Source organism: Psychrobacter sp. WY6, assembly GCF_018448495.1.
GTDB lineage: Bacteria > Pseudomonadota > Gammaproteobacteria > Pseudomonadales > Moraxellaceae > Psychrobacter.
In genome coordinates, this window is sequence record NZ_CP049902.1 from 1,392,067 (window position 1) to 1,404,458 (window position 12,392).

13 protein-coding genes and 1 pseudogene are annotated in these 12,392 nt (G+C 42.1%); 12 read left to right on the top strand and 2 right to left on the bottom strand.

The annotated features are described in order from the left end of the window. The first annotated feature begins 6 nt into the window (after positions 1-6). The 8 genes and pseudogenes from G7Y90_RS06920 to G7Y90_RS06955 all read left to right on the top strand — a co-directional run bounded on the left by G7Y90_RS06920 (position 7) and on the right by G7Y90_RS06955 (position 4,849). Positions 7-778: pseudogene (locus tag G7Y90_RS06920) on the top strand (ABC transporter permease). 116 nt (positions 779-894) lie between these two features. Next, complete coding sequence (locus G7Y90_RS06925) at positions 895-1,359, top strand: hypothetical protein (RefSeq protein ID WP_250163753.1); 465 nt, start codon at positions 895-897, stop codon at positions 1,357-1,359. Position 1,360: 1 nt separating this feature from the next. Further along, on the top strand, positions 1,361-1,699 hold the full coding sequence (locus G7Y90_RS06930) for a hypothetical protein (RefSeq protein WP_250163754.1): 339 nt from the start codon (positions 1,361-1,363) through the stop codon (positions 1,697-1,699). Positions 1,700-2,039: 340 nt separating this feature from the next. Next, entirely contained in the window at positions 2,040-2,579 is a 540-nt protein-coding gene (locus tag G7Y90_RS06935; RefSeq protein WP_250163755.1) for a hypothetical protein, read from the top strand. A 79-nt stretch (positions 2,580-2,658) separates the two neighbouring features. Then, entirely contained in the window at positions 2,659-3,042 is a 384-nt protein-coding gene (locus G7Y90_RS06940) for a hypothetical protein (protein WP_250163756.1), read from the top strand. Then, the gene (locus G7Y90_RS06945; protein WP_250163757.1) at positions 3,002-3,415 is read left to right on the top strand and encodes a hypothetical protein; all 414 of its coding nucleotides are present in this window, start codon (positions 3,002-3,004) and stop codon (positions 3,413-3,415) included. Before G7Y90_RS06940 ends, G7Y90_RS06945 begins: the two co-directional genes overlap by 41 nt. 63 nt (positions 3,416-3,478) lie before the next feature. Next, complete coding sequence (gene queF, locus G7Y90_RS06950; protein ID WP_250163758.1) at positions 3,479-4,363, top strand: NADPH-dependent 7-cyano-7-deazaguanine reductase QueF; 885 nt, start codon at positions 3,479-3,481, stop codon at positions 4,361-4,363. Between the two features lie 84 nt (positions 4,364-4,447). Continuing rightward, complete coding sequence (locus G7Y90_RS06955) at positions 4,448-4,849, top strand: lysozyme inhibitor LprI family protein (protein WP_250163759.1); 402 nt, start codon at positions 4,448-4,450, stop codon at positions 4,847-4,849. 86 nt (positions 4,850-4,935) lie between these two features. On the opposite strand, the gene G7Y90_RS06960 is transcribed toward G7Y90_RS06955, so the two are convergent. Next, complete coding sequence (locus G7Y90_RS06960) at positions 4,936-6,654, bottom strand: proline--tRNA ligase (protein WP_250163760.1); 1,719 nt, start codon at positions 6,652-6,654, stop codon at positions 4,936-4,938. A gap of 569 nt (positions 6,655-7,223) precedes the next feature. Here G7Y90_RS06960 and G7Y90_RS06965 point away from each other — a divergent pair. After that, complete coding sequence (locus G7Y90_RS06965; protein ID WP_250163761.1) at positions 7,224-7,847, top strand: DUF4230 domain-containing protein; 624 nt, start codon at positions 7,224-7,226, stop codon at positions 7,845-7,847. 279 nt (positions 7,848-8,126) lie between these two features. Further along, positions 8,127-8,288 carry a hypothetical protein gene (locus tag G7Y90_RS06970; RefSeq protein WP_201540393.1) on the top strand — a complete coding sequence of 54 codons (162 nt, stop codon included), beginning with the start codon at positions 8,127-8,129 and terminating at the stop codon, positions 8,286-8,288. Between the two features lie 115 nt (positions 8,289-8,403). On the opposite strand, the gene G7Y90_RS06975 is transcribed toward G7Y90_RS06970, so the two are convergent. Beyond that, positions 8,404-10,101, bottom strand: a complete 1,698-nt coding sequence (locus tag G7Y90_RS06975; protein WP_250163762.1) for a cryptochrome/photolyase family protein — start codon at positions 10,099-10,101, stop codon at positions 8,404-8,406. Between the two features lie 210 nt (positions 10,102-10,311). Here G7Y90_RS06975 and G7Y90_RS06980 point away from each other — a divergent pair, with 210 nt between their 5' ends. Further along, positions 10,312-10,995, top strand: a complete 684-nt coding sequence (locus G7Y90_RS06980) for a phosphoribosylanthranilate isomerase (protein ID WP_250163763.1) — start codon at positions 10,312-10,314, stop codon at positions 10,993-10,995. Between the two features lie 102 nt (positions 10,996-11,097). After that, positions 11,098-12,372: a tryptophan synthase subunit beta gene (gene trpB / locus G7Y90_RS06985; protein WP_250163764.1), complete on the top strand. Its 1,275-nt coding sequence runs from the start codon at positions 11,098-11,100 to the stop codon at positions 12,370-12,372. Positions 12,373-12,392 lie beyond the last annotated feature (20 nt).

Below are 12,392 nucleotides of genomic sequence, written 5' to 3' on the forward strand. Positions count from 1 at the left end.
AAAACCATGTCATGGAATAAAAAGTGGATTGCTTTTCGCACCATTTTGTTAAAAGAGGTTCGCCGAATTCTGCGTATTTGGCCACAGACCTTGCTGCCACCAGTGATTACGATGAGTCTCTATTTTGTCATCTTCGGTAAGATGATTGGCTCGCGTGTCGGTGAAATGGGCGGCGTACCATACATGCAGTTTATCGTGCCTGGCCTCATTATGATGTCGATTATTACCAACAGTTACTCCAATGTGGTATCAAGCTTCTTTAGTGCTAAGTTCACCTCCAGTATCGAGGAGCTATTGGTCTCTCCCGTATCCAAACATGCGATTTTGATGGGCTATATTAGTGGGGGTATCTTTCGTGGACTGGCCATTGGTATCATCGTTTCGATAGTCGCACTATTTTTTACCGACCTTGGCATTGAGCATTTATTTGTGACGGTATTTACGGTACTGGGTACGTCTATCTTATTTTCACTTGGTGGCTTTATAAACGCCGTGTTTGCTCGCTCATTTGATGATATCTCTATCATTCCAAGTTTTGTGCTTACGCCATTGACATATCTTGGCGGTGTGTTTTACTCGATGGAAAACTTGTCACCATTTTGGCAAAATATCTCGCTATTAAATCCTATCGTTTATATGGTGAACTCATTCCGTTACGGTATTCTTGGTTATTCTGATGTGAATGTCTGGTATTCAATGGCCGCTTTTTGTCTTCTGTGCGGTATTCTATACCATCGCCTATCGTTTACTCAGTAATGGCTCACGTGTGCGCTTGTAGATTAGTTTGTAAAATGTAGCTTGTCACCTTATTATAAGAGTCCAACATTGTTGGGCTTTTTTTATGAAAATTTTTTTGTCGTCAGAAGTATGAGTAAGGCTTTTACAGCCACTTTATTGAGTACAATCACGAGCATTGCCATCGCAGCACCATTTGCGGCAATGGATGATTATGATTGGGTCGTCATGGAGACGCCTGTAGATCCTGCAACGTATAAGTATGATTGCCATAATGACTACAAATATGAAACTTATGATGCGCTACAAAACTGTCTGTATAACTTGAGGGAAGATGCAGATAATGCGCTTAGTAAGCAATGGAATATCAGCGATAAAGTCTTTAGAGAGAGAAATGCCATTTATATCAAAGTCGCTAATCGGAAAAATCCACTAGTATTTGTTGACTACTCGAGCCCTTATGAGGAGGATTTCAATCCTTATTATTCGCTACAAGACTACGATAAATCACGGAAATTACTGACAATACATCAAAGATTTTATGAAGGAGAGAGCTTGACGCTAGTCAATTTGGCTACTGGGTTTTGGCAAGATTTTAGTCTCAAAGCTAAGTATCTCTCCTGATATGAGATATATAGTCGGTTTTGAAAGTGAAATGGGAGCGACGGAACACGTCAATATTTTGGAGCGACAAGATAGCGGTTACTATGAAGGCTACTATAAACAAGTCTATAGCAGTAGTGACGATTCAAAAAACTACGACAATCATAAAAAGTTTTATCAAGCAGATAAAGCACAGCAGGTTTATGATAGCGAAATCTTTACTTGGGTAAATGGTGATAAGTTTTATGCAGATTCTTTTTATAAGTTGAATGAAGCGGATTCAGCGGCTTTTAGAGTACGATATACCTTTATTAAAAATGCCTCAACGGATAAGTGGCAACTGTATGAAGGTAGTAGGTAAATGATCGCTATCTCTCATTGTATAACGGTGTTGACTGTCGCAGACTATTTATATTGACCACAATAGCATCCTTAGATGCACAGGCAGCGCCTTTAGCTTTAGAGCCATCGACAAATGAAGAGGTATGGATAAAAGTCCCTGCGCCTGTAGCCATAGACTGATATGAAGACAGCTGTCGATACAATCATACTGAATATCGAACGTTTAAAGATTATGAAAACTGTATTTTTAAATCGTTAGCCCAAGCTGATAATTTTCAAAGCCGAAAATGGGGCTTGAGTGACCGCGTTATTCGAGAAAAAGATACCATTTATATAATACACCCAACCATAAGCAGTCATTGGTATTTAAGGATTATCTTGAACCGTTTGAAGAGGAACATAGCGCTCACTATGAATTGCAGTACTACGATAAAGTGCATCATTTATTACAGTTACTACATACTATGTATGAGACTCAAGCGACTGTCATTGTCGATTTAAACACGGGGAGCTGGCAAGAGCTATATGCGACCAATCTTAAGTTTTCTGACGATATGACTCAAGTGGTAGGGTTTAATGGTAGGCAAGGTATGACCAAAGATATCATGATATGGGAGCGTCAAAAAGGGAATAATGACGGACGCTATGCAACGATATTTGCTAGTAATGAATTATATGAACAAAATGATGATAATAAAAAGCATGAGGTATATGAAGCGCGAGATATCAGTTGGACAAGCGATAATAAAGTTAACGTTGATTTTTATTACAGAGTCAATCCCACTGACACGGTAGCATTTCGCGTGCGCTATATTTATGCGGCTGATAATAAGAGGGTGAATGGCAGAGAGTTTTACCTGATGTTAATACCAACGATTAAAAAAAATAAAAAGGTCTAGCTCTCATATGCAAGTAACTCTACCAGTAGTTAATTCAATTCGCATCTGTATGACGAGTGCAATACTGCTAATGCTATCAATGCCAGCACAAGCAGACCTGCCCCAAGCGACGACGGATGACTATGTTTGGAAAGTACTAGACCCAGCCAGAAAATCAGATTACTTTGATAATGAGTGTGAATACGACAGTCTGGTCTCTTATAGGAAATGCCTTGAGATCAGCTTAGAGAAACATGATAACAAGCTTAGCGGAAAATGGGGATTGAGCAATCGCGTTTCGAGAGAAAAAGATACGATATATATTCAAGTACCCAATCGAAGCTTACCGTTGGTTTTTCGTGATGAGATGTTTGCTCCTGACGGCCAATCCCACTCTTATTTTTCGTTGTATGATCATGACGAAAAGACAACTGCTGTACTTGTTGAGAAGTTTTCCCGAAATAGAAAGTACTGTACTTATTAATCTCAAAACTGGATTTAGTCAAGAATTTGATGGTATCGATTTAAGTGTGTCACCCAACAAAGAACGTATTATTACAGTAGAGCGTTATATAGATGAAGAAAATATTACGATTTGGCAAAAGCAGAAGGAGGGCGACTATCAGATTGTTTACGAGAGTGACCCCAGCGAATTAAAAGCGCATTTGGATTCTTATCAAAATCGAGACCAAAGACATAGTTTTGAAAATGTAGATATTGAATGGCGAAGTAAGAATAGTGTTTTAATCGATTTTTATTATCTTATCAATGAAACAGATGATGTCGGCTATCGAGTACGTTTTAGCTTGGTCAAAAATGCTAGTTCATCAGAGTGGCAAATGATTCCCATAAAATAGCCCATTGCTGTAAAATGACTGGTTTTTATTTCATTATATTTAAGCATGAAAGGTAAGTAACTTATGAGTATTCACGGTATCTTGGGTGAGCAAACCACTGACTATCCAACCGAGTATAGTCCCGAGACTTTATATCCTATCGCTCGCAGTATGGGTCGCGATGTCATTGGCTGGCAAGACGATAAGTTAATGGTTGGCATCGATTGGTGGCAGGCATTTGAGATGTCTTGGTTAAATCAACAGGGTATCTCGCAGGTTGCGATAGCACGCTTTGGTATTCAAGCCAGCTCGCCATTTATCGTTGAGTCAAAGTCACTTAAGCTCTATCTAAACAGTATCAACTTTACTGAATTCGCTAGTTGGAATGATGTGCAAGCGCTGATTGCTAAAGACTTATCAGCCTGTGTACAAGCAGAAGTACAAGTTGAGTTGTTTGGCTTAAATGACGACTTGCATAATAAGACATCAGGATTATTGGTGGCTCAACCTGAGGGTGTTTGTATTGATGACGCGCTTGCTAATAGTAGCGAAAAAGTCGCATTGTGTGAGCATCCTGATGCATCATTGCTAAGTAGTGATAAAGATTTAAACAGTAGCTCTATTTTAGAAAATACTGGCACTGAGCCTTATATTTTCTATTCTAATTTACTACGCAGTAATTGTCCGGTGACCAATCAGCCAGATTGGGGGACGTTGGCGGTTTTGATGACCAGTAATAAAACAGTCGATGAGGTTGGAATGCTGCGTTATATCTTAAGTTTTCGTCAGCATAATGGTTTTCATGAGCAATGTGTGGAGCAAATATTTGCTGATTTGAGTCAATACTATGAGCCAAGTGAGCTGATGGTTCGCGCTTGGTATACACGCCGAGGCGGTATCGATATCAACCCTTGTCGCGTCAGTGATATCCGCTTAATGCCACAGCCAAGCCGCTTGATTCGGCAGTAAATAAATATTAATTTTTAGCTTTCATTGATGCGCGTTCTTTCTTATACTCAATAAACCTTATTTTATGAATATTGAGATGCAGTTATGAAGTTAAAAACCAGCTTTTTAACCGCTCTAGGGACTGCTACTTTGTCTCTAGCTACCTTGCAGTTGGCACAGGCTGCATTTGTGGAAAATCAATATAACTGTGAAGACGCTTATATGGAAGTGGCTTATGATTGTGGTAACGATGCGATTGTAGTCGAAAAAAATCGTCTTAATAAAATCTATATGAGTGCTTATCGTACTTTGAATACGACACAACAACAGCAGTTGGATAAAGAACAGCGTATATGGTTAAAGGATCGTAATGATAAGTGTGACTTTGAATACGAAGGTCCAATGAATAATTCTGTGGTATACGCCCAGATTAGCGCTAATGTTTGCACCGCTAATGAGACACAGAAACGCAGTAAGGTCATTGCTAAAAGATATAATGTTAAGTAGTTTTTTTTAGCTATATTACACGCGAAAAAGCGCCTATCTCATTTAATGAGATAGGCGCTTCTTATGGCATAGTTTTTATTGAAAAACTATTTGCCGCTTACTTTTGCCATGACTTCTTCACGGCTGAGCATTTGCTTTTCTGCTTCACGGCGATTGACGTATTCGTACTTACCTTCAGCAAGGTTGCGGTCAGAAACCACGATACGATGAGGAATACCAATCAATTCAAGATCAGCAAACTTAACGCCGGGACGCTCGTTACGATCATCAAGAAGTACATTGATGCCTTGAGCCTTTAGCTCTTCGTACAGTGCTGTTGCCGTTTCCATTACCGTCTCTTCTTTTGACTTCATCGGTATGATAGCGATTTCAAAAGGAGCGATTGAATCATTAACCGTTGGCGTCTGTGGCCACATGATACCGTTTTCGTCGTTGTTCTGTTCGATAGCAGCGGCAATGATACGGCTCACACCAATACCGTAGCAGCCCATCATTAGGGTCACAGGCTTACCATCTTCACCAGATACGGTAGCATTTAACGCTTGCGAGTACTTATCACCCAACTGGAAGATATGACCGACCTCGATACCACGTTTGATTTTTAGGCTGCCTTTACCATCAGGAGAAGGATCGCCTTCCTGCACATTGCGTACATCAACGACACGAGTAATGCTCGCATCACGCGCCCAGTTCATACCAGTGGTGTGTTTATTGACTTCATTGGCACCGCATACAAAGTCTGACAGAGTTGCTGCCGAACGATCAACAAAGACAGGCATATCCAAATTAACGCCAATATAGCCTTTATGCAGACCAGCAGCTTTCAGTTCTTCGTCAGAAGCCATTGTCAGCGGCACATTGGCCTCTTCGATTTTCTCGGCTTTGATCGTATTTAGCTGATGATCACCGCGTAATACGATAGCGATAAGCTGTGGCTCATCATTTTCGGTATGACCATGGACGATTAACGTTTTGACCGTCGTTTCTAATGGTAAGCCTAAATGTTCAGCAACCATTTTACAGCTGGTCATATTTTCCGTCAGGACGTCTTCGCGTTCCATTTTCGGTGGCTGACGCTCAGCGGTGCTCACTGATTCGGCAAGCTCAACATTGGCTGCATAATCAGAAGAATCAGAGAAGGCAATATCATCTTCGCCGCTGTCTGCCAAGACATGAAATTCATGTGAAGCAAACCCACCAATAGAACCAGTATCCGCTTGTACCGCACGGAAATCTAAGCCCAAACGGGTAAAGATACGCGTATAAGCGTCATACATGTCATGGTAAGTTTTTGCCAACGATGCTTGATCAACGTGGAACGAGTAAGCATCTTTCATGGTAAATTCGCGTGCGCGCATCACACCGAAACGTGGACGAATCTCATCACGGAATTTATTCTGAATTTGGAAAAAGGTGATTGGTAGTTGTTTATAACTACGCAGCTCGCCTTGCGCCAGATTGGTGATGACTTCTTCATGCGTCGGACCAAGCACAAAGTCGCGATCATGACGGTCTTTGAAGCGCAACAGCTCAGGACCATAATCGTTAAAGCGTCCGGTCGTTTGCCAAAGCTCGGCAGGCTGGGTCATCGGCATGAGTACTTCTTGTGCACCAACTTCTTGCATCTCTTCACGAACAATACGTTCGACTTTTTGCAAGATGCGTAGCCCCATGGGCAACCAAATATATAACCCAGAAGCAATCTTTCGAATAAGACCGGCACGCACCATCAATTGGCTTGAGGCGATATCGGCATCACTTGGGGTTTCTTTTAGAGTGGCAAATAAAAATTGACTGGCTTTCATAAATAAAGCGTAACCTTATCAACGATAAAATAAATAAGAAATAGTAGGATGTTGAGCGTGTGCTTTGATGGCCGACGCAAGCTTACCTTTGTATCACTTGGTAATAGTCTAGGACATGCCTAGCTAAAAAGTACTGCGACAAACAGTACATGAATAGAAAGTGCGTTCATAAAACGCCTTACAAAAAGGCTGGAACTTTTCATTTTGTATTAAAACGTTGATGTTGGCAGCGTCATACTTTACGCATAAAGACCAGAAAAATAGATGTACGCCAACATTTTGCTTATACAATCTGACTATGTTAGGTAAAGTTAGCCTAAGACGCAATGACTTTTTGTTTTTTCAGACAGAACGTGACTTAAACGTGACTTAAACGAGCAAATGAGGTCACTACAACTCGATTGTTTGCCAGTTTTTAGGGTATTTATAGTAAATGGTAGCGCTAGTCATTGTGTAGCGTATTGGTAGTTATTACTTGAAGTTGCTGCTCAAAAGTAGCATTTATCATTTAGACAGTTATTTGTTATACGTTTAATAAAAATAAATGATAAAACTCTGAGGGTGTTTATATGAATAATCCTGACAATCGATCTCCTGTTAATAATGATGCGACTCATTCACAAGCGAAAAAACCCATTGCGATGATGTCGTGGATGATATTGCTCATCGGTTTAGCAGCTATCGTTTTTGCTATTTATAGTGTGCAGAATATAACCAAGGAAGAGCCGATAGAAACCATTACTCGTGAAGGCGTGGTCACACAAATCCAAAAATTGAATCGTTTGGAAACGGTGGCGTTTAGTGTCGATACCGTCATTACTAGCCAGCGCCCTGGCAGTTGGATGAAGCTGTGGCAAGATGAGCAAAAGGGTTTGTTTATCGCGCGCGGACGAGTGGAGGCGGGGATTGATTTAAGTGCACTTACCCCTGAGATGGTACAAGTGGTGCAGCCTGAAATTAACGTCGATGAGGTACAAGAAGCGGATGCCAATACGCCAGTCTCAGTGATGCCGCAAATCAATATTACCATCCCACCATCAGAGATATTTTCGGTTTATCTAGACGATATCGAGATTTATGATTGGCAGACTGGTGCTTTTGGCATGATGCAAGTCGATCCAAAATATTGCAACAAGCGCAAAGTATGGCAAAAAAAGAAGTGCTCGAACGCGCTTGTCGCGGTGATGTCATGAATATGGCACTAGAAAATGCGCAAACCCAACTGCAACAGTTATTTTCGTTAACTGGTGCAGTAGTGACGGTGACGACTCAAGGTGCAGGCGCGTGCCAGATGCCAGTAAAATAACGCATACATAATTTTATTAGAGCCATAGACTAGATAGTCATACGTTAGTTTATTAATTGGAAACACTTAAAGTAACGCCATTTATATTGTATAGTAGAGCTTATCTATTATTCATTATCAACTTATGAATTTCGTTGGTAATATAACCCTATAAAAGGTGGCGTATATGACAACTCTTAATAATAAACCGTCTTCTGACTCTGAAGATCAGCTTAATAAGCGCCCTAAAGCGAAGGAATCGCTTTCTTTTGCGACATGGGTGCTGTTAATTATAAGCTTCACTCTACTAGCCTATGCCCTATACATTATCCAAACTCGTATCTTGTAAACTCTAGCTGATACTAGGGCGTGTCCTCAATTCAATCGATTACTTTCTAAATGGGCTAAAAATAGCTAATGAAATTCTTAGTAAATTGAGGTTTTAGTGTTGATGTAATGCGTCGCTATTTTTTAAATTCAGCAATCGCTAATTGGCGAGCCGCTTTATGTTCGACCATCGGTAATGGGTAATCAATGTCAGCAAATTTACCTCCCTTTGCCAGTGCTTGACGCATTTTATCCTCGCTATGCAAGATGGTGGCAGGAACAGCTTTTAGCTCAGGCAGCCACGTCTTGATAAATTCGCCATCGGTATCGTGGGTTTTGGCTTGGCTAAAAGGGTTCATAATGCGAAAGTAAGGTGCAGAGTCGGTGCCAGTCGATGCGCTCCATTGCCAACCCCCATTATTGGAGGCAAAGTCACCATCTATCAGCTGCTGCATAAAGTAGCGCTCACCTAAGCGCCAATCAATCAATAAATCCTTGGTTAAAAACATTGCCGTGACCATCCGCAAGCGATTGTGCATAAAGCCCGTCGCATTCAGGCAGCGCATTGCCGCATCGACTAACGGCACGCCAGTTTTACCTATGCACCATGCCTCAAAATTGTCTTGATTATATGACCAGTTAATTTTGACATCAGTCTCATGTTTATAAGCTTGATGGCGAATCAGCTCGGGCTTATAGTCTAAAACATGGCGATAGAAATCTCGCCAAGCCAGCTCGCTTATCCAGTGGTTAATGTCGTTATTATCAGTGTTGTCAAAGCTATCCTCGCTATCTAAGGCGTCACCGTCACCTTCATTCTCATGTAATTCTCCCAGTGCTTTGCTTAATTGTAGGGTAGCTTGTAAGTAGCAAAGTCTGGGGCTGATTGCGCCAATAGTCAGGTAGGCAGATAGCTGACTGGTGGCATTTAAACTGGGTACATCGCGACTGATATCGTAGTTATCAATATCCTCAGCGATGAAGTCCTCTAAACGCTGGCACGCCGCCGCTTCGCCAGCAGGGTAGGCTGCCCGAGCGTGCTCAAGCTGTACGTCTATATCCATGGGCTCTAATAAACCAGCATTTTGCAGTGCCTTTTGATAATCTTCGACTACTTCTTTACTTACTCTTTCTATATCTTCGATAGTAGCACTGGCGTTCGAGACTTCTAGTTTGACTTTAGTGTTGCCATTTATGGCGGATGCCTCATGCATTTGTATGGTACTGATATCCAAGGTATGCCGCCATTTTTTATAAAATGGGGTAAACACCTGATACATGCTGTCATCGTTCGTGGTGATGGTTTGTGGTGGCAAGATACATTGATCATGCCAGCGGATAAATTCTATATCGTTGTTTGCAAGCTTTTTGGTTAATTGTTCATCACGCTTAATCTCATTGCCTTCGTACTCGTGATTTGCCATCACAGTGCTGATCTGGTTCGCGCTACAGATATCTAGCATCGCCTCAACACAGTCAGTAAAGCTTGGACAGAGCTGTATTGTTAAGTGGATGTTTAATTGTGTTTGCAGAGATTTGGCTAGGATAGGCAAGGTGCGAGCGATATGGTCGAGCTGTGTCAGCGACATGTCATGTGCCTGCCATTGTTCAGGAGTCACGAAGTAAATAGCGCTTACTGAGGCGTTATCCGCATTTGCCTGCTCGCAAAGCGCAGCTAGCGCGGTATTATCATGAACTCGCAGGTCACGACGAAACCACATTAAATAATGTGCTGGGTTTACGCTAGTGGCATCGTCGCTATTGTTGACGTTGCTTGTTTCGGTGTTATCTATGCTATCTGTGCTATGAGACGTTTCCGCCGCCGTTTTAGACATTCAACTATCCCTCTATTAATCAATCGCAATCATAAAAAAAACTGGTAATAAAAGTATGCTAGGATAAGTTTTTGGATGCAATGGATTTACCATTCAATTAACAAATCCTCATATTTACGCTTTAGCGTTGGCAATTGACGTTTACTTGCCGTCAATGTAGCGAAGACAGTCTAATAGTGTCGCACTAAGTGTTATATCTAAGGTCACATCATGCACGTTAAGTTTTGCGGATTTACCCAGCCTAATGATATTAAAATTGCCGCCCAGTTGGGTGTTGATGCGGTTGGCTTGGTATTTTATCCGCCCAGTCCACGCGCTGTCACTATCGAGCAGGCGCAATCGTTAAGTGCGTCTTTGCCAGCTTTTATAAGTATAATGGCTCTAGTGGTGAATATGCCGCGCGCAGAGCTGATAGAATTAGCGAATCAGGTCGCTTTTGATATCATTCAATTCCATGGTGATGAAACACCGGAGCAATGTGCGCAGCTGGCCAGTGCGGTCAATAAACGCTGGATAAAAGCGCTGCGTATCAATGCTGACCAACACACTGCCGCTAGCGTAAGCGCCGAGATTAATGAGTTTGCTGCCGCTGGCGCGAACAGTATCTTATTGGATGCTTACCATCCCCATAAATATGGCGGCACAGGGGCACGTTTTGATTGGAATCTGCTACCGAAAGACAGCTCGCTACCTATTATTTTAGCGGGCGGACTGGATGCCGATAATGTCGCTGCCACTTTAGACTTGCCTATTTATGCGGTCGATGTCAGCGGTGGGATTGAGTCTGACAAAGGCAAAAAAGACGCTGCCAAAATGCGTGCCTTTATGAAAGCGGTAAAACGCGACCGATGGCAAAATGAGACGCTTGGCGAACCTTCGAATATCAGTAACTAGTTTTTTAGCCGTGAACTTTTTATCCGTTACATAGCTAATTACTTGGAAAATTTTCCCCCTTATTTATTTTAAAAAATACCACTTATTATAGTAGGAATTATCATGAGTCATGTCGCGAGCAAAGATGTATCTACCACTGCTAAAGCTATTAATACCTTCACCAATCCAGAAAACGTACAAGATTTCAATCAATATCCTGATGCCCGTGGACATTTCGGCGTGCATGGCGGTCGCTTTGTCTCTGAAACCTTGATGGCAGCACTAGAAGAGCTAGAAACGTTATATAACACAGTAAAAAAAGACCCTGCGTTTTGGGAAGAATATCACAATGATTTGGTCAACTATGTCGGCCGTCCAACGCCTTTATATCATGCCAAGCGATTGAGCGATGAGATTGGTGGTGCGCAAATTTATTTTAAACGTGAAGACTTAAACCATACTGGCGCCCATAAGGTTAATAACACCATTGGGCAGGCGCTACTTGCCAAGATGAGTGGTAAAAAACGCATTATTGCGGAAACTGGCGCAGGGCAACATGGTGTCGCGACGGCGACGATTGCCGCGCGTTTGGGGCTTGAGTGTATCGTTTATATGGGTGCTGATGATGTCGAGCGTCAAAAGATGAACGTCTATCGTATGCGTTTGCTCGGTGCGACGGTTGTGCCAGTGACTTCAGGCTCACGTACCCTAAAAGATGCCATGAATGAAGCGATGCGTGATTGGGTTACTAATGTCGATAGCACCTATTACATCATCGGTACGGTTGCCGGTCCGCATCCTTATCCGTTATTGGTACGCGATTTCCAAGCGATTATCGGCAAAGAAGCACGTATTCAGCATCTGCAAATGACGGGTAAATTACCAGATGCATTAGTCGCTTGTGTGGGTGGTGGCTCAAACGCCATTGGCTTGTTCTTTGATTTCTTAAACGATACTGACGTTAAAATGTATGGCGTTGAAGCAACGGGTGACGGTATCGAAACGGGTCGCCATTCGGCACCATTAGCCGCTGGTCGTATCGGTGTACTGCATGGTAACCGTACCTATCTTATGGCGGATGATGACGGTCAAATTCAAGAGACGCATTCTATCTCAGCAGGTCTTGATTATCCTGGCGTTGGTCCTGAGCACAGCTTCTTAAAAGACATGAAGCGTGTTGAATATGTCGGCTGTACTGATAAAGAATCGCTAGAAGGCTTCCATGAAGTGACGCGTAAAGAAGGTATTATCCCTGCGCTCGAATCTGCGCATGCCGTTGCTTATGCATTGAAGCTAGCTAAGACGATGACCCCTGATCAAACCATTATCGTTAATATGTCTGGTCGTGGGGATAAAGATTTGCATTCAGTGATGAAGGCGGAAGGGATTGAGCTTTAGAGTCATTTTCTGGCTTAAAA

What these genes read in the sequence shown, in the direction of transcription:
- G7Y90_RS06940 (WP_250163756.1), top strand. Translation starts at nt 2,659, where the DNA reads ATGCCAGCACAAGCAGACCTGCCCCAAGCGACGACGGATGACTATGTT.
- G7Y90_RS06970 (WP_201540393.1), top strand. Translation starts at nt 8,127, where the DNA reads ATGACAACTCTTAATAATAAACCGTCTTCTGACTCTGAAGATCAGCTT.
- trpB (WP_250163764.1), top strand. Translation starts at nt 11,098, where the DNA reads ATGAGTCATGTCGCGAGCAAAGATGTATCTACCACTGCTAAAGCTATT.
- G7Y90_RS06960 (WP_250163760.1), bottom strand. Translation starts at nt 6,654, where the DNA reads ATGAAAGCCAGTCAATTTTTATTTGCCACTCTAAAAGAAACCCCAAGT.
- G7Y90_RS06980 (WP_250163763.1), top strand. Translation starts at nt 10,312, where the DNA reads ATGCACGTTAAGTTTTGCGGATTTACCCAGCCTAATGATATTAAAATT.
- G7Y90_RS06930 (WP_250163754.1), top strand. Translation starts at nt 1,361, where the DNA reads ATGAGATATATAGTCGGTTTTGAAAGTGAAATGGGAGCGACGGAACAC.
- queF (WP_250163758.1), top strand. Translation starts at nt 3,479, where the DNA reads ATGAGTATTCACGGTATCTTGGGTGAGCAAACCACTGACTATCCAACC.
- G7Y90_RS06965 (WP_250163761.1), top strand. Translation starts at nt 7,224, where the DNA reads ATGAATAATCCTGACAATCGATCTCCTGTTAATAATGATGCGACTCAT.
- G7Y90_RS06975 (WP_250163762.1), bottom strand. Translation starts at nt 10,101, where the DNA reads ATGTCTAAAACGGCGGCGGAAACGTCTCATAGCACAGATAGCATAGAT.
- G7Y90_RS06955 (WP_250163759.1), top strand. Translation starts at nt 4,448, where the DNA reads ATGAAGTTAAAAACCAGCTTTTTAACCGCTCTAGGGACTGCTACTTTG.